This is a genomic window from Magnetovibrio blakemorei (assembly GCF_001746755.1).
GTDB lineage: Bacteria > Pseudomonadota > Alphaproteobacteria > Rhodospirillales > Magnetovibrionaceae > Magnetovibrio > Magnetovibrio blakemorei.
The window spans coordinates 60,470-77,067 of the sequence record NZ_MCGG01000002.1; the positions used below are offsets into that span (position 1 = coordinate 60,470).

Sequence of the window (16,598 nt, forward strand, 5' to 3'; positions counted from 1 at the left end):
CAGGCGTATTGTTGCCCAGATCAGTTGATTGGAGCGCGCAAACCCTGATACAACGTCAATTGCGTGCGGACGATACGCACCTGCTGGTTTGATAAAGCCTGCCCACTGAAACTGCGACGACCCCCAGAGACTGTAATGACGCGAAGCAAAGAGCCCATTTTCGCTGCGGATCACACCAAGCGCGCCGCACGGATCAAAATGCCGCCGCGTCCGGACAGTCCTGAACAGCGCCTGCACGATATCGTTTCGACCGTGGGCGACTGGATTTGGGAAACCAATGAAATCCTCGAAATCACGTTCATTTCCGACCGGTTTTTTGAAACGACCGGATTGGTTCCCGAGGTGCTCATCGGCAAAACCATTCAACAGGTGGTTTTGTCCACGGACAGCTCGGCCCCTCTTGATCGGCCCGTGGTGTTCACCTTAGATCACAGAGAACCCTTCCACGATGTGGCCTGTTCTTTGTTGTCCGCCGACAACAAGGTCTTGCACTTTACCCTTTCAGGGGTTCCCTATTACAGTACCAATAACATGTTTCGCGGGTACCGGGGGGCTGCGCATAACATCACGCCACAACTGGAATCCCAGCAAAAATATCACTCCGCCAGACGGTCCTTCACCCATCAGGCGGGCATTGCCGAAGTCAGTCGATCTGATGCCCTGGCTTATGCGGCCAACGTTAACGGCACCAATGAAGCGTTTGTGATCTACGACCAAGAAGGCCAGTTGATGGCGGCCAGTGTTGGCTATGCCAATCTGTACCCCGCTTTGGATGACGTCATCATCCCCGGTGCAACGTTGAAAGACATTTTGACTGAGGCCGCAGGGCGCTTAAACATCAAAGAAGCCCAGGGCCGCACCTCGCAATGGGTTGAAGAAAAAATAGCCGAACGACTGAATCCCCAGCCCTCACATCAAGAAATTTTCCGCGGCGGAAGGTGGTGGCGCATCCACGAGCAGCGCACCCGCGAAGGCCAGGTGTTAAGCCTGCATACGGACATCACCCACATCAAAGAGATGGAAGCCACTTTGATGGATTCCGAAACCCGCTACCGCAAGCTGGTGGAGATGGCGCCCGATCTGACCTGTGTGGTGACGGATGGCATCATCACATTGATGAATTCGGCTGGGGCCGAAATGCTCCACGCGGACGAACCGTCATCGTTCATCGGCAGAAGCTTCAACACCTACGTTCACCCCGATTTCCGCGAAGTGCTGCGCGACGAGGTTGAGCAACTGTTTGATGAAAAGTGGATGCCGATCCGCCTCATCCGGTGCGATGGCGTCGCCATTGATGCAGAACTGTCGGTGCTGCCGTTTTCTGAGCGCGGCCTGAAAACCATCATGTTGGTGGCCCGCGATACGTCTGAGCGCAAACGCGCCGCCGAAGCCTTGATCAATCACGACAATCAACTTCAGGGCGTTATGGAAGCGGTGATTGACGGCATCATCACCATTGACGAAAAAGGGATTATTCAGTCCTTCAACCCCGCCGCCCAGAAAATTTTCGGTTATAATCGACGTGAAGTGATCGATAAAAACATCAAAATGCTTATGCCGGAATCCTTTGCCGTTCACCACGATGAATACCTTCGGCGCTATAGCCAAAGCGGCACACCCTCTATCATTGGCCAGGGTCGAGAAGTTGTTGGTCGACGCAAAAACGGCAGTACATTCCCACTCGATCTTGCGGTGAGTGTGCTCAAGCGCAGCGGCAAATCTTTGTTCATCGGAGTGGTGCGCGACATCACCGAACGCAAAAAGGCCGCCCTGGCCCTACACGAAACCAAAGAACGATTCGAGCTGGCCATCAGCGGTGCCGGGGAAGGCATTTTTGACTGGAACCTGCATTCCGACCAACTTTACATCTCCGCCAAAATTCGCGATTTGACCGGATACAAAAACCATCAGATCAAGGCCATCTCGTGGGTGCGCATGATCCACGCCGACGATCGCGGCGATTATCAATATAACCTTATTCGTCACTTGAAAGGCGAAACGCCGACCTTTTTTAAAGAATGCCGCTTGATGCACAAAGACGGCAGCTTCAAATGGATCCGCATTTCCGGCATGGCGTTGCGCGACAAAGCCGGCTGGGTCTATCGCATGGCAGGATCTGTGGGCGACATCACCCAACGCATTGAATTCCAAAACCAATTGATCGATGCCAAGGAACGCGCGGAAATTGCCAGCCGGGTCAAAACAGAATTTCTCGCCAACATGTCCCACGAACTGCGCACCCCCTTAAATGCCATCATCGGCTTTTCTGACGTCATGCTGTCGGGGTTATTCGGTACTGTTGCGCCGCGTTACCATGAATACATTGAAAATATTCGCGATTCCGGCGCGCATTTGCTGGCGGTGATCAACGACATCTTGGATGTCTCCAGAATCGAAGCGGGACGGATGGAATTGTACCCGGAGCGCATTTCCATCACGGACTTGATCGAAGCCTCGATACGCCTGATCCGTGATCGTGCCAACGAAGCCAACTTAGGCATAAAAACGAAAATCGCTCCAAATCTTCCTGATTTGTTGGTTGACGGCCAACGCATCAAACAAGTGCTGCTGAACATTTTGTCCAATTCCGTTAAGTTCACCCCTGAAAAGGGTAAAATCGTCATTGAGGCACGTCTGAAGCCATCCGGCGAATTGGTGATCGCCATTACCGATACCGGCATCGGGATGAGTCAAAGCGACATCGCCACGGCGTTGACCCCATTTGGTCAAGTGGACAGTAAAATGAACCGCAAGTTTGAAGGTACAGGCTTGGGTCTGCCGCTGACCAAAAGCTTTGTCGAGTTGCATGATTGCAAACTAGAGATTAAGTCCGAGTGTGATAAAGGCACCACAGTTTCGGTGATTTTCCCCCGAGCGCGGCTGCTCACCTAGATTGGCAAAAAGGTCCGCGCATGAGCCCGCATGAGCCCGACGTTCTGAAAGCGCCCATCCGCATCGCCACGTTCAATATGGAAAGTTTGGACGAACCCCCACGCGCCCGCGTTTCGTTGATTGAGCGCATCCATGCCCTGCGCCCACAACTGGTCAGACTGCGCGCCGACGTGCTGTGCTTGCAAGAGGTCAACGGACAGCTGAACGAAGATGGTTCGGTACGCGCCCTGCACGCACTGGACGCCGTCCTGTCCGGCACCCCCTACGAACACTATCACCGCGCCGTTACCCAAAGTCCTTCGGGACGGGGCGTGCGCGACCGCCACAATTTGGTGACCTTGTCTAAGTTCCCCATCTTAAGCGCGGATGAAGTGTGGAACCATCTGGTCGACCCACCGCTGTTTCGTTGCACCACCTCCGATCCCGCCCAAGAGGCCCCCATGCCCATTGAATGGGACCGCCCGTTTTTATATGTCGATTTGGATTTAGGTGGTGGCCACAAGTTGGTGGTGGTGAACGTGCATTTGCGCGCGCCCCGCGCAGCCTTTGTGGCCGGACAAAAGCGCGACCAATACAGCTGGAAAACCATGTCCGGATGGGCCGAAGGCTATTTTCTCGCCACCATCAAAGCGGCCGGTCAAGCCTTGGAAGTGCGCACCTTCCTTGATCGCTTGTTCGATATGGACTTTGACGCCCTGGTGGCGGTGGTGGGGGACTTCAACAGCGATGACAGCCAAGCCCCGGTGCGCATCATCAAAGGTGATGAAGACGATACCGGTGACGGTCGGCTGGCACCGCGCATGCTGATCGCAGCGGAACGCGGATTGCCGCTCAGTCAACGCTTCTCGGTGATTCACCGGGGGGAACCGCATATGGTGGATCACATTTTACTGTCCACCCAACTGTTGGGTTGGCTGGGACATGTCGAGTGTCACAACGAGGCCCTTCACGACGAAGTCTCAAGCCCTGCCGCCATTTCGGGCGCGCCGGAATCGTATCACGCACCCGTGGTGGCTGAACTGCTCAGACCTCGCTAACCCATCAAGGCTTAAACGGCATGATGAGTGTGTGTGAGCTCAGACGACGCTTTGCGATGTTTCACAAGGTTCATCAACACGATGAATTCTTGTTTCAACCATACCGCAAAAGCCTTCAAGCCATCGGCAATCGCGATGGCACGCATCTCATGCGCATCACGAATAGCGGCTTCAATCAGCTCACGTTCATGTCTATCGCTGGTCATATACATCTTATTTATCCTTAGTGTGGCCGACTTTTGTCGTGCCAATTTTTCGGGGTACGCTATGCACTATACGCATTGTGCAGTGCAACAAAAGCACGGTTTTAACGACCCTGACATGTGTTTTTTGCATTCCTGGCGGCGCATGACACCCCCTTGTCAGAACCAACTTGTACGCTTAGCTTCTAAGAACCCCACAATTTCAAGAGATAAGCGCACCTCGTATGTCCATATCTTATGACCCAACATTGATCGCCAAGTTGCGCGGCCAACTTCAGGCGGACGGTTTACAGGGCTTTTTGGTGCCCCACGCGGATGCTCATCAAAGCGAATACCTGCCGCCCTCTGCCGAACGCTTGGCGCGACTCAGCGGATTTACAGGCTCCGCCGGGCAAGCCGTCGTCTTGGCGGACGCGGCAGCGCTGTTTGTCGATGGACGCTACACCTTGCAAGCACCTGAGCAAGTCGATACCCAGATTTTTTCCGTGCACGCCATCGCCACCACCCCCCCCGAAGCGTGGCTGCGCACCCACCTCAAAGCCGGGGATCGCATTGGCTACGATCCGTGGCTACACACGGTAGCCCAATTGGAACCCTTTGAAGACCTCTGCACCGAGCTGGATGCCCACTTGGTTTCTGTCGATACCAATCCCATTGACACCCTATGGCCGGATCGCCCTGCCGCGCCGTTCAGCCGCGTCGAAGCCCTCGCCCCGCCGTTCGCGCCGCTCAGCGCCAAGGCCAAAAGAGGCCTGATCGCCAAGGACTTAAAGGCCGCCGGCGTGGATGTGGCGGTGATTACGGCTGGTGATTCTCTGGCCTGGGCTTTCAACATCCGCGCCGACGATGTGCCGTTCACGCCCCTGGTGTTGGCTTATGCCCTACTGACGGCTGATGAAAAAGCCACCTTGTTTATTGATCCGGCACGCTTGGATGAGAACCTGCGCACCCACTTAGGGCCCGACGTGCAGGTGCTTGATTCCAGCCAATTGGGGGCGATGCTGGACGCGCTTGGTCAGGGCAAGAAAGCCGTTCGTATTGCGCCTCGCGGGACTCCGGCATGGATTGTCAAACGCCTCACCCAAGCCGGGGCGCGGCTTATTCCGGGCAGCGATCCGTGTCAATTGCCCAAGGCGAAAAAGACTCCGGCTGAAGTCGAAGGCATCAAACGCGCCCATGTGCGCGATGGTCGCGCGCTGGTTCAGTTCTTGGCCTGGCTCAGCGAACACGCGCCAATGGGCGGCGTGACGGAGTTGTCTGCCGCTGCCAAGTTGGATGGCCTGCGCGCCCAAAACGAACACTTTCGGGGTCTCAGCTTCCCAACCATTTCCGGATCAGGACCGAATGGCGCCATCGTCCATTACGGTGTCACGGAAAAATCGAACCGCACCTTAAAATCGGGTGAGCTCTATTTGGTCGATTCCGGCGCGCAGTATTTAGACGGCACCACGGACGTCACCCGCACCGTCGCCATTGGCAAGCCGAGTGCCGAAATGCGCGACCGCTTCACCCGTGTGCTCAAAGGCCACATCGCCATTTCCAGCCAGCGTTTTCCCGTTGGCACCCGGGGCCAGGAACTGGACGTCTTGGCCCGCCAAGCCTTGTGGGATGCAGGCTTGGATTACGCTCATGGCACCGGCCACGGCGTCGGCACCTATTTGGGTGTGCACGAAGGTCCCCAGGGGATTTCCAAACGGGGCCAAGGCGAAGAACTGGTGGCGGGCATGGTGGTGTCCAACGAACCCGGCTATTACAAAGCAGGCGCCTATGGCATTCGCATCGAAAATCTCATCACCGTGGTGAATGTCCCGGCCCCCAAAGGTGGCGAACTGCAGATGCTGGGTTTTGAACCACTGACTTTAGCCCCCATTGACAAAACCCTCATTGACACCAATCTCCTCTCCCAAACGGAGCGCGCTTGGATCAACGCCTATCATGCCCAGGTCACCGAACAATTGGCCCCCGGCTTGGACGCCAGCACCTGTAAATGGCTTGAGCAGCAAACATCTGAACTGTAATTGTGTTAATACTTTTGAAGTGCCCAATCGTTTATAAGGGTCGTATGTATGCGTGATGGTTAAGGTTTGTGCTGGCTCTACACCCTAAACCCGTCATCTGAAGCAGTTTCTAATTCTATTCGGCGATACGCTGGGACGACATAAATGGCGCTGTTTGGTTCTGACGATGAAAAACCTGCAAAAATCACCACACCGGTCGACCCCAATTGGGTGCGCACGCCGGAAGGACGTTTTTTACCGTTTTTAGAGTTAGACCCCGAAGAATTGGGCCTGAACAAAGTTGGCGGCGTGTTTTTGATTTGGCACGGTGGCGTTCGTCCCCAGTGGGTTTATGCAGGCCACGGCAAAGATTTGGCGAGCGCCTTTCACCAAGCGGGCAATAACAAAGACATCTCTTATTATGATAATAACGGCGGCCTGTTTGTGGCGTGGGCGCTGGTGAAAGAACCGTATCGTGCGGGCGTGGTCAAGTATCTGGACCAATCGTTTAAAACCTTGGTGGAAAACACCACCGATTTCAACGACAATACCGACCCGATCCCGGTCCTCCCGCCGTCAGCCAAAAAGCGTTAAACGCTTTAGGGCCAAGCCTCTAATCTTTTATATTTTCCGCCATGACATCCGCGACTTGGGTGAGCATGGCTCCAAGTTCGAAGTCTTTGGGTGTGAACACCCGCGCCACGCCCATGGCTTTTAACGTCGCCATATCGCGTTCGGGAATGATCCCACCGACGATCACGGGGATATCAGCAGCGCCTTGCTCTTTCAACCCCTTCAGCACGTCTTCGACCAGTGTCAGATGTGAGCCCGACAGCACCGACAGCCCCACCGCGTGCACGCCTTCTTGCACGGCGGCAGAAACGATTTCCACGGGGGTTTGGCGAATGCCTTCGTAAATCACTTCAAAGCCCGCATCGCGGGCCGCCAAGGCCACTTGCTCGGCGCCATTGGAATGACCGTCCAGGCCCGGCTTGGCCATCAGCAAACGTGGACGGGTGCCCAGTTTATCGCTGAGCCCATTGATTTGCGCGCGCAGCGCATCGGCGTCCACCATCGGTGCCCGCGCCGCCCCGGCAATGCCGGTGGGCGCACGGTATTCGCCAAACACGTCGCGCAACTTGCCGCCCCATTCACCGGTGGTGACCCCGGCCCGGGCGCACTGAATAGAGGCTTCCATGATGTTGCTGCCCGCCCGCGCGGTGGCTTCCAATTGCTTGAGCGCATCCGCAACAGCCGTCTTGTCGCGCTGGGCACGCCACGCTTTGAGGTTCTCAATCTGGCTTTTTTCCGCTTCGCTGTCAGGCGTCAAGAAGGTTTCCACACCTGACACCAACGGCGAGGATTCGCATTCGGTGTACTTGTTCACGCCGACCACGATCTGCTCACCCGCCTGAATGGCCGCCAAACGCCGGGCGTTGGATTCCACCAAACGCTGCTTCATGTAGCCCTGCTCGACCGCACGGACCACACCGCCCATCTCTTCCAAACGGGCCAGTTCATCGCGAGCCTGGGCTTTCAGCGCATCGACCTTGGCGGTGATTTCGCTCGATCCGTCAAAAATGTCGCCGTATTCCAGCAAATCGGTTTCAAAGGCCATAATCTGCTGCAATCGCAGCGACCACTGCTGGTCCCACGGCCTGGGCAGGCCCAGCGCTTCGTTCCACGCGGGCAGCTGCACGGCGCGGGCGCGGGCGTTTTTGGACAACACCACCGACAACATCTCAATCATGATGCGGTAAACGTTATTTTCAGGCTGCGCTTCGGTCAGTCCCAACGAGTTCACCTGCACACCGTAGCGAAAGCGCCGCAATTTAGGGTCTTCGACGCCGTAGCGTTGCAGGGTGATTTCGTCCCAAAGTTCCACAAACGCGCGGGCTTTGCACAATTCGGTGACAAAGCGGATGCCGGCGTTCAGGAAAAAACTGATGCGGCCCACCACTTGGGGAAAATCTTCGGCCGATATGTCGCCAGATGCCTTGACCATGTCCAACACGGTGATGGCGTTGGCCATGGCGAAGGCCAGTTCTTCCGCCGGTTCCGCGCCCGCTTCTTGCAAGTGGTAGGAACACACGTTCATTGGGTTCCACTTGGGCATTTCCAACGTTGCAAACGAAATCACATCTGTTTGCAAGCGCATGGAAGGCGCGGGGGGGAAGATGTAGGTGCCGCGCGACAGGTATTCTTTGATGATGTCATTTTGAGTGGTGCCAGCCAGATCTCTGCGCGCGACACCTTGGTCTTCGGCGGTGGCGATCAACAACGCCAACTGCCACGGCGCTGCGGCATTGATGGTCATGGACGTGTTCATCTGGTCCAACGGAATGCCGTCAAACAAACGTTTCATGTCGCCCAGATGGGAAATCGGCACCCCCACTTTGCCCACTTCACCGCGCGCCAGCACGTCATCCGCGTCCAACGCCGTCTGGGTCGGCAAATCAAACGCCACCGACAAACCGCTTTGGCCGCGGCTTAGGTTGGTGCGAAACAAAGCGTTCGATGCGGCTGCCGAGGAATGGCCCGAATAGGTGCGAAACAGCCACGGGCGATCCTTTTTGGGGACCGAAGGGGCAAAAAGTGTGTCTTTCGCATCTGCAATATTTCGCGTCATGAGGCTCTCCCAAAATGAAGTGGACCGCCTTATGCAATGGCAGTTTCCGGGCAAGATTGTCCCTCATCAAACAAAATTTCGCAAGTGCGGAATAAATTGTGCATTGCAATATTTTTTCAGATGCGTCCATACTTACCACCAGAACAGACTTGGTCTAAACCCACGCGGTCAAAAATGAGCGCCTTATTCTGGGATATAAGTCGGGCAAGCCAAGTGAACAGGGCAGCAATGGAGGCCGATCATGGCTGAGGTAAAAATAGACGAAAACACCGGTGGTATTGCCGAGACTCTGGCAAACCAGCCGAAAAAAGATTTGTACGAACTCGGCGAGTTCCCCCCGCTGGGTCATATCCCCAAAGACATGTATGCGTGGGTCATTCGTCGTGACCGTCACGGCGAACCCGATACCGCCATGCAGATCGAAGTGGTGGAAACCCCAGAAATCGATAGCCATGAAGTGCTGGTGATGGTGATGGCGGCGGGCGTCAACTACAACGGAATCTGGGCCGCTTTGGGCTTGCCGATTTCCGTTTTCGACGTACACAAACAGCCCTTCCACATTGCCGGGTCCGATGCCGCGGGTATCGTTTGGGCCGTGGGTTCCAAGGTCAAACGCTGGAAAGTCGGCGACGAAGTGGTGGTTCATTGCAACCAAGATGACGGCGACGACGAAGAATGCAACGGCGGCGACCCGATGTTTTCACCGTCCCAGCGCATCTGGGGTTATGAAACGCCGGACGGCTCATTTGCCCAGTTCACCCGTGTGCAAGCGCAACAGCTGATGGTGCGCCCCAAACATCTGACGTGGGAAGAAAGTGCGTGTTACGTGCTCACCCTGGCCACGGCGTACCGCATGCTGTTCGGCCACCGTCCGCACATCTTGCGTCCCGGTCACAATGTTTTGGTTTGGGGGGCATCGGGCGGTTTGGGGTCCATGGCCATTCAATTGATCGCGACCGCAGGCGCCAACGCCATTGGGGTGATTTCCGAAGACGACAAACGTGATTTTGTCATGCGTTTGGGGGCCAAAGGCGTCGTCAACCGCAAGGAATTCGATTGCTGGGGGCAACTGCCCGACGTCGACGACCAAGAAGCTTACGGCGATTACATGAAGCGCTGTCGCAAATTCGGCAAAGCGCTGTGGGACTTCACCGGCAAGGGTGTGGACGTCGACATGGTGTTCGAACACCCCGGCGAACAGACCTTCCCGGTGTCCGCCTTTGTCGTCAAACGCGGCGGCATGGTGGTGTTTTGCGCCGGCACAACGGGCTTTAACATCACCTTTGATGCGCGCTTTGTGTGGATGCGTCAAAAACGCATTCAAGGCAGCCACTTTGCCCACTTGCGCCAAGCGGCCCAAGCGAACAAACTGGTGTGTGAACGGCGCATCGACCCGTGCATGAGCGAAGTCTTCCCTTGGGACGACATCCCCGAAGCCCACATGAAAATGCGCCAAAACAAGCACAAGCCAGGCAATATGGCCGTGCTGGTCCAGGCCATGCAACCCGGTCGTCGCACCATCGAAGACTGCTTGGAAGACTGAGGAACCTGATATGAGCACTGAGACCTCCCCCCTCTTAGACGGGGCTTTAGGGCTTTGCCAACAAGCCGCCATCGATTGCCTCACCTTGGTGAATGCTGCCCGCACAGCCGTGCAGGACAAAATCGTTCGTGACGGCCGCATCGACGGCCAACTGTTGGATCAAGAGCAATTCGCCGCCCATGGCTTTGCCTGGCTGAAAACCTACGCCACCGCCATCGAACAACTGGTGGGTTGGGCCGAACGTCTTGAACAAGGCGGTCAGCTTGGCGAATTGGAAAGCTTGATTTTGCAAGTCGGCACCGCCGAATACCTGTCCCAAATGGCCGGCGGCATTCCCATGAGCCAGGTGGAAATCGTCCGCCCCCGCGATATGGGCGTTGATCCCGCCACCGTGCGCGGCTTTTATTCAGACGCCGTCAAAACCTTGATTCAAGACGGCAACGCCAACGCCGCACGGGTGCGCATTGCCCAGCTTTTGGATGTGCACACCGCCATGTATGGCAACGACGGACTGAACGACGAAACCTTGGAAATGGTGCAAGACCAATTTCGCCGTTTCGCCGCCGAAGAAGTTGCCCCCAACGCTCCCAAATGGCATGACAGCGACGTTTTGATCCCCGATGAAATCGTCAATCACATGGCTGAATTGGGCGTCTTTGGCCTGACCATCGCCGAAGAATTTGGCGGCCTGGACATGGGCAAAACCGCCATGTGCGTGGTCACCGAAGAATTGTCGCGCGGCTATATCGGCGTCGGCTCCTTGGGCACGCGCTCCGAAATCGCCGCCGAGCTCATCAGCATTGGCGGCACCGACGCGCAAAAGCAGAAATACCTGCCCGCCATCGCCGCAGGGGAAATTCTGCCCACCGCCGTGTTCACCGAACCCAACACCGGTTCGGATCTGGCCAGCCTGAAAACCCGTGCGGTGCGCGATGGTGACGTTTACCGCATCACCGGCAACAAAACCTGGATCACCCACGCGGCGCGTTCCGACGTCATGACCTTGTTGGCGCGCACCAACCCAGACGAGAGCGGCTATAAAGGCTTGTCGATGTTCATCATCGAAAAACCGCGCGGCACAGAAGATAACCCTTTCCCCTTAAAAGGCATGACCGGAACGGAAATTAAAGTTCTCGGCTACCGGGGCATGAAAGAGTTTGAACTGGCGTTTGATAACTTGGAAGTGCCTGCTTCGGCCCTGCTGGGTGGGATCGAGGGCCAAGGCTTCAAGCAATTGATGGCGACCTTCGAAGCGGCGCGCATCCAAACCGCAGCGCGCGCCGTTGGCGTCGCCACCAACGCGCTGGAATTGGGTTTGCGTTACGCCCACGACCGGGTGCAATTCGCCCAACCCTTGATCAACTTCCCGCGCGTGGCGGCGAAGCTGGGATGGATGGCCGTCGAAACCCAGATAGCCCGCCAACTCACCTATTTTGCGGCCCGTGAAAAAGACGAAGAGCGTCGCTCCGACATCGAAGCGGGCATGGCGAAGCTGTTGGCCGCACGGGTGGCCTGGTCCAACGCCGACAACGCCCTGCAGGTGCACGGCGGCAATGGCTACGCGCTGGAATACCCGATATCGCGTGTTTTGGTGGACGCGCGCATCCTCAATATTTTTGAAGGTGCCGCCGAAATCCAAGCCCACGTGATCGCGCGCGGATTGCTCAAACCGTAATCTCTGCGATACCCTATTTTGCAAAAAAGAGCCCCAGACCTTTGGGGCTCTTTTTTGTTTTTTTAGGCATGGGGGAAATCATTTTATAGAGGTATAATTCATCATAATAATCTAAAAAATTTCACCATCCATACTCTGAGCGGAAAGAATAATATCCATGACCGATGATTTAAGCGGAGTCTACGCCCACGGCGTCGATGCAATTGCCCAGGACATGCGTCAAGAGGTCATCGATGAATCCAGAGAGTTGGTGACGGCGCTTGATCTTTTGCTGGACGCGGTTCGCCATGAACGCAGTGAGCCCGAAGAGCTCACCGCTGCCGTTTCCAAAACCGCCCTGAAATTGCGGGTCCAGGCTGGTAACGTGGGGCTGCGGCTCATCGGCACCATTGCCCGCCGCCTTGAAGATTACATGGCCAATATTACGGAACTTCCGCCCCGGGCCTTCGACGACCTGCAAATTTTTATCGATCGTTTGGAAGATGTTTTGGAAGGGCGCCTGGAGAACGACAGCGATGCCGCAGTGGTGGTGCGCGCCTTGCCCGCCAACATCGGGTTTGCCCAAGCCGACATCGAAGTACGCAACATCGAAGTCATGCTGGTGATGCTCCACGGCGCCGCCAATCACTATGTGCAGCGGGAATTGCAACAATGCGGTTACCGGGTGACGACGGTGTCCACGGTGTTTGAGGCCTTTTCGCAAATCGTGCAGACCAAACCCGATTTTGTCATCATTTCAGCCATCATGCCGGAACTCGACGGCGTAGATCTGGCCATTGGACTGTCTTCCATGCCCTCCACCCGCAACATTCCCTTGGCGCTGATCACCAGCCTTGATCCGGGTGACGAACACCTCAGCTTGGTGCCGAAAAACATCCCCACCATCCACAAGGGCCCATCCTTTGGTGACGACCTTTACGCCGCCCTCGACAACCTGTTTCTCATCTAGCGAGCGATTTAATACGACAACGGGACTTTCACCGTAAAGGTTGAACCGACGCCTGGAGTGCTGGACACCTGAATATCGCCGTGCATGGCTTCGATCATGCGTTTGGCCAGAACCAGGCCCAACCCGGTGCCTTCCACATCCCCGTCTTGGGCATGTAGACGTTGGAACGGCTGGAACAGATCTTGACATTCTGCCTCTGTCAAACCGTGACCGGTGTCGGTCACATCGATTTTCAAACAGTTGCCCGGCGCAACCGAAACCATCACATCCACCCGGCCGCCATCGACGTTGTATTTCACCGCATTGCTCAATAAATTGATGAGCACCTGCTTGAATTTGGTGCGGTCCACCCACACGAGCGGAACCGGCGTGTCGCCGTAATCTCGCACCAGCAAAACCCCTTTTTCAGCACTGAGCGTGCGTACCAACTCGATGCAATCATCAATCACGGCTGTGGCCGATATCGCTTCTAGGTGCGCGCTTGTGCGCCCCGCTTCGATGCTGGCCAGGTCCAAAACTTCATTGATAACCGTCAGCAGATGCTCGCCTGAGCGTGAAATGATATCGATGTATTCACGCTGTTTGGGCGTCAGACTATCGGAGTCTTGATACGCCATCATCTGTGAAAAACCGATGATGGCGTTGAGCGGCGTGCGCAATTCGTGGCTCATACCAGACAGAAAATCAGACTTGGCGGCGTTGGCATTTTCGGCCAGTTCTTTGGCAATCAGCAAGTCTTGTTCCGCTTGGCGCTGCCAGGTTACGTCCCGGCTCGTTCCCTCGACGCCCAGAATTTCGCCGTCATCATCATAATAATAATAGCTGTTGGTTGCCGCCCACACGGTTGTCCCGTCTTTGCGCCGCAATTGAATTTCATAATTTTCGATACGTCCGCCCCGTACGGCCAGTTGTTTAAGAAACTCATCGCGACCCGAAGCGTCAACGTATATGGCGCTGACAGGCGTACCGACCAATTCGTCTGGCTCATAGCCCAAGAGTTTTATGACCCCTGCCGAGCACATGGTGAAGCGACCCTTTTTGTCCGTGCGGTAAAACGCTTCGACAATGTTGTCTAAGATGGCGCGCACGTCCCGCTCGGATTGTTGCAAGGCGGCTTCCATGCGCTTGCGTTCCGTAATGTCGTGATAAACCAGCAACAGGGCGTCTTCCCCGTCAATATGCATGCGCACCCCCGACATCAAAAAGTCGCGCATTTCTTTTGCCCGCGTTTGCATGCGGGCCTCATAGTTGACCAACACACCGTCTTTGGTAAATGCCCGCAGCATCTGTTCGCGCGCCAGGGACGAATGCCACACCTCCAACTGGGTGGAGGTTTTGCCAATCGCTTCGGTGTAATCAAACCCCATCACCTCGACCCACTTGGCGTTGACGTCCAAAAACTGTCCGTCTTTGAGAACGGAAATGGTCATCAAGCTGGGACTGGCGTGAAAGATGCTCCAGAACTTTCGCTCAGAAGACCGCAGCGCATCTTCCGTCTGCTTGATTTTGGTGATGTCCGTTTGCACGCTCACCAGTCCGCCCGACGATGTCCGACGGTCTTGGGTCATCAATTGGCGCCCATCCTTCAAGATCACCTGAAAGGTACCTTCCAATTTGATGCGATACTTCAGCCTGATTTGGAGATACTCATCGGCATTTTTATAACCCTCGGGAACAACGACGTTGCCTTGCATCACGTCGATCAAGCCCAAATCCATAAAATGCACACCGGGTCTGGCCTGCGCCTGAGTGTAGCCGTAATCGTTGCGAAACCGCGAATTGCAGATCACCAGTTTGCCGTCTTGATCATAGAGCACAAAGCCTTCCGGCATGGAATTGATGGCATCGGTCAAATTCTGCTCGGCACGTGAAGCCCGGTCACGGGTCGTGCGCAGTTCTTGTTCCGCATCCAGACGCATCAACGCCAGACCGATAATTTCCGCGACGCGTTCCAAGAGGTGAGCATCATCCGTCGTCCATTTGCGCGGACTGGTTTGCACATCAACACTGACAAAACCGATAAACCGCTCTCCCAATTGGATGGGAGCACTGAGGTGAGCGTGAATGTTTGCCCGCAGCAAGCTGGTGCGAAATGCCTCCGCGTCGGCTGGCAGGTCGAGCGCATTGTCAACCATGACGGTTTTGCCATCACGGTACTGATCCAGACACCATTGAAAGCGATCTCGTGGAATGCCGACGGTTTTTCTGAGACCCGCGCCCTTTTCGCCCTCAACCCATTCAAGGGCAGTGCTGGCATGGGTGTTGGTGGCATAAAGATTATCGGCGGATAATCGAAACAAAGCCCCCCGTTGCGCGTCCAGACTGACGGACAAAATGCGCAACGCCTCTTCGATCGCCGCGCCAGAAGCATCCGCCAACAATCCACGGGTGATATCGGCCAAGACGGTGTCATGCGCTTGGCGCAAGCGTAACGCGGCTTCGGCATCGCGGCGAACCGTTATGTCTTCTTTCACGGCAACAAAATGCGTGATGTCTCCTTGAGGCCCAAGAATCGGGGCGATTGCCGTGGATTCCCAATAGCGCTCCCCCGTACGTTTGCGGTTGCACATCTCACCGCGCCAAATTTCTCCCTTCAAGATGGTTGACCACAACGTGTCATAAACGTGTGTCGGCGTTTGCCCGGATTTGAGCAAATTGGGCTTTCGCCCAATGACGTGCTCTTGGCTGTAACCCGTACTTTTGACAAAGCGGTCATTGACGTATTCAATCACGCCGCTCCGATCCGTGATGACCACGCATGACGGACTGGCCTCAACCGCCTGAAAAAACTTGCGATACTCATGTTGCAGATCAAGATGAGCGCCCGCGCCAAAGGGCTCCGCCGCAGTCGCGCCAGCTTTGGATTTTGGGTGCGCCTCTTGAACGATTTGATCCGCGCCGTTTTTATTTTTGTTAAATGTCATGGCCGTTTCATCCTAAGGAGCCCACAACGTAACGCTCCCACCGCTTCGGTGCAACACACCCATTTGGACGAGGTTGTACGACAAAATTATGACATCCGAGCTTGTAGACGCAGACATTTCGGACCATCTTTGTATCTTATTTTAGGAAGGAGTCTCATGGTTAAGCTCACAAAAATCTACACCCGCGGCGGTGACGGCGGCGACAGCGGTCTGGTGGACGGCTCTCGCCTTTCCAAAAGTCATACCCGCTTTGCCGCCATTGGTGATGTCGATGAGGCCAACGCGACCATTGGCTTTGCACGGGCTGTGGCCACTGTGGGTTCCGCCACGGATCGGTTTCTTGCCGGAATTCAAAACGACTTGTTTGATCTGGGCGCAGATTTGGCCACACCGGGGGAAATTCCCGGCGCGTTGCGCTTGTCTGAAGGCCGTGCGGAAAGTTTAGAGGCTGAAATCGATGCTTTGACAGAGCAGCTTGGCCCGTTGACCAGTTTTGTCTTGCCCGGTGGCAGGGAGGTTGCGGCCCGCCTGCACATGGCCCGCACCCAGGTTCGTCGCGCCGAGCGTACCGTCATTAATCTTAATTTATCTTCCCCCCTCAACCCCGAAATTCTCAAATATTTAAACCGCTTATCCGACCTTTTGTTCCAGATGGCGCGGGCGGAAAATGATATGGGCAGGGCGGATGTCTTGTGGAAACCGGGCGGGAACGCTTAAATCTTTCCGCTCTGCCCCATCGCTTGACATGA

Annotated in this window: 11 protein-coding genes; 8 read left to right on the forward strand and 3 right to left on the reverse strand. The window is 55.7% G+C overall.

The annotated features are described in order from the left end of the window. The first annotated feature begins 135 nt into the window (after positions 1 to 135). Positions 136 to 2,892, forward strand: coding sequence for a PAS domain S-box protein (locus BEN30_RS00380; RefSeq protein WP_069956356.1), 2,757 nt, complete (start codon positions 136 to 138; stop codon positions 2,890 to 2,892). A gap of 20 nt (positions 2,893 to 2,912) precedes the next feature. After that, on the forward strand, positions 2,913 to 3,929 hold the full coding sequence (locus tag BEN30_RS00385; RefSeq protein WP_069956357.1) for an endonuclease/exonuclease/phosphatase family protein: 1,017 nt from the start codon (positions 2,913 to 2,915) through the stop codon (positions 3,927 to 3,929). 11 nt (positions 3,930 to 3,940) lie between these two features. On the opposite strand, the gene BEN30_RS00390 is transcribed toward BEN30_RS00385, so the two are convergent. Then, positions 3,941 to 4,135: a hypothetical protein gene (locus tag BEN30_RS00390; protein ID WP_139134776.1), complete on the reverse strand. Its 195-nt coding sequence runs from the start codon at positions 4,133 to 4,135 to the stop codon at positions 3,941 to 3,943. Positions 4,136 to 4,356: 221 nt separating this feature from the next. Between BEN30_RS00390 and BEN30_RS00395 the strand changes: the two genes are divergently transcribed. After that, complete coding sequence (locus BEN30_RS00395; protein ID WP_069956359.1) at positions 4,357 to 6,150, forward strand: aminopeptidase P family protein; 1,794 nt, start codon at positions 4,357 to 4,359, stop codon at positions 6,148 to 6,150. Positions 6,151 to 6,294: 144 nt separating this feature from the next. Next, positions 6,295 to 6,723 (forward strand): hypothetical protein, encoded by a 429-nt coding sequence (locus BEN30_RS00400; protein ID WP_084004858.1) that lies wholly within the window; start codon positions 6,295 to 6,297, stop codon positions 6,721 to 6,723. Positions 6,724 to 6,742: 19 nt separating this feature from the next. Here BEN30_RS00400 and BEN30_RS00405 read toward each other — a convergent pair whose 3' ends face one another. After that, positions 6,743 to 8,758, reverse strand: a complete 2,016-nt coding sequence (locus BEN30_RS00405; protein WP_069956360.1) for a protein meaA — start codon at positions 8,756 to 8,758, stop codon at positions 6,743 to 6,745. Positions 8,759 to 8,999: 241 nt separating this feature from the next. Between BEN30_RS00405 and ccrA the strand changes: the two genes are divergently transcribed. The 3 genes from ccrA (at position 9,000) to BEN30_RS00420 (ending at position 12,925) form a co-directional block, all read left to right on the forward strand. After that, positions 9,000 to 10,301, forward strand: a complete 1,302-nt coding sequence (ccrA, locus tag BEN30_RS00410) for a crotonyl-CoA carboxylase/reductase (RefSeq protein WP_139134777.1) — start codon at positions 9,000 to 9,002, stop codon at positions 10,299 to 10,301. A gap of 10 nt (positions 10,302 to 10,311) precedes the next feature. Then, positions 10,312 to 11,976, forward strand: coding sequence for an acyl-CoA dehydrogenase family protein (locus tag BEN30_RS00415; protein ID WP_069956361.1), 1,665 nt, complete (start codon positions 10,312 to 10,314; stop codon positions 11,974 to 11,976). A gap of 157 nt (positions 11,977 to 12,133) precedes the next feature. Beyond that, positions 12,134 to 12,925 carry an Hpt domain-containing protein gene (locus BEN30_RS00420; protein ID WP_069956362.1) on the forward strand — a complete coding sequence of 264 codons (792 nt, stop codon included), beginning with the start codon at positions 12,134 to 12,136 and terminating at the stop codon, positions 12,923 to 12,925. Between the two features lie 8 nt (positions 12,926 to 12,933). Here BEN30_RS00420 and BEN30_RS00425 read toward each other — a convergent pair whose 3' ends face one another. Continuing rightward, the gene (locus tag BEN30_RS00425) at positions 12,934 to 15,849 is read right to left on the reverse strand and encodes a PAS domain S-box protein (protein WP_069956363.1); all 2,916 of its coding nucleotides are present in this window, start codon (positions 15,847 to 15,849) and stop codon (positions 12,934 to 12,936) included. A 156-nt stretch (positions 15,850 to 16,005) separates the two neighbouring features. On the opposite strand from BEN30_RS00425, the gene BEN30_RS00430 reads away from it, so the two are divergent. Beyond that, a complete protein-coding gene (locus tag BEN30_RS00430; RefSeq protein ID WP_069956364.1) occupies positions 16,006 to 16,566 on the forward strand; it encodes a cob(I)yrinic acid a,c-diamide adenosyltransferase in 561 nt (186 codons plus the stop codon). Positions 16,567 to 16,598 lie beyond the last annotated feature (32 nt).

What these genes read in the sequence shown, in the direction of transcription:
- BEN30_RS00405 (WP_069956360.1), bottom strand. Translation starts at nt 8,758, where the DNA reads ATGACGCGAAATATTGCAGATGCGAAAGACACACTTTTTGCCCCTTCG.
- BEN30_RS00420 (WP_069956362.1), top strand. Translation starts at nt 12,134, where the DNA reads ATGACCGATGATTTAAGCGGAGTCTACGCCCACGGCGTCGATGCAATT.
- BEN30_RS00425 (WP_069956363.1), bottom strand. Translation starts at nt 15,849, where the DNA reads ATGACATTTAACAAAAATAAAAACGGCGCGGATCAAATCGTTCAAGAG.
- BEN30_RS00415 (WP_069956361.1), top strand. Translation starts at nt 10,312, where the DNA reads ATGAGCACTGAGACCTCCCCCCTCTTAGACGGGGCTTTAGGGCTTTGC.
- BEN30_RS00385 (WP_069956357.1), top strand. Translation starts at nt 2,913, where the DNA reads ATGAGCCCGCATGAGCCCGACGTTCTGAAAGCGCCCATCCGCATCGCC.
- BEN30_RS00390 (WP_139134776.1), bottom strand. Translation starts at nt 4,135, where the DNA reads ATGACCAGCGATAGACATGAACGTGAGCTGATTGAAGCCGCTATTCGT.
- BEN30_RS00430 (WP_069956364.1), top strand. Translation starts at nt 16,006, where the DNA reads ATGGTTAAGCTCACAAAAATCTACACCCGCGGCGGTGACGGCGGCGAC.
- BEN30_RS00400 (WP_084004858.1), top strand. Translation starts at nt 6,295, where the DNA reads ATGGCGCTGTTTGGTTCTGACGATGAAAAACCTGCAAAAATCACCACA.
- BEN30_RS00395 (WP_069956359.1), top strand. Translation starts at nt 4,357, where the DNA reads ATGTCCATATCTTATGACCCAACATTGATCGCCAAGTTGCGCGGCCAA.
- BEN30_RS00380 (WP_069956356.1), top strand. Translation starts at nt 136, where the DNA reads ATGACGCGAAGCAAAGAGCCCATTTTCGCTGCGGATCACACCAAGCGC.
- ccrA (WP_139134777.1), top strand. Translation starts at nt 9,000, where the DNA reads ATGGCTGAGGTAAAAATAGACGAAAACACCGGTGGTATTGCCGAGACT.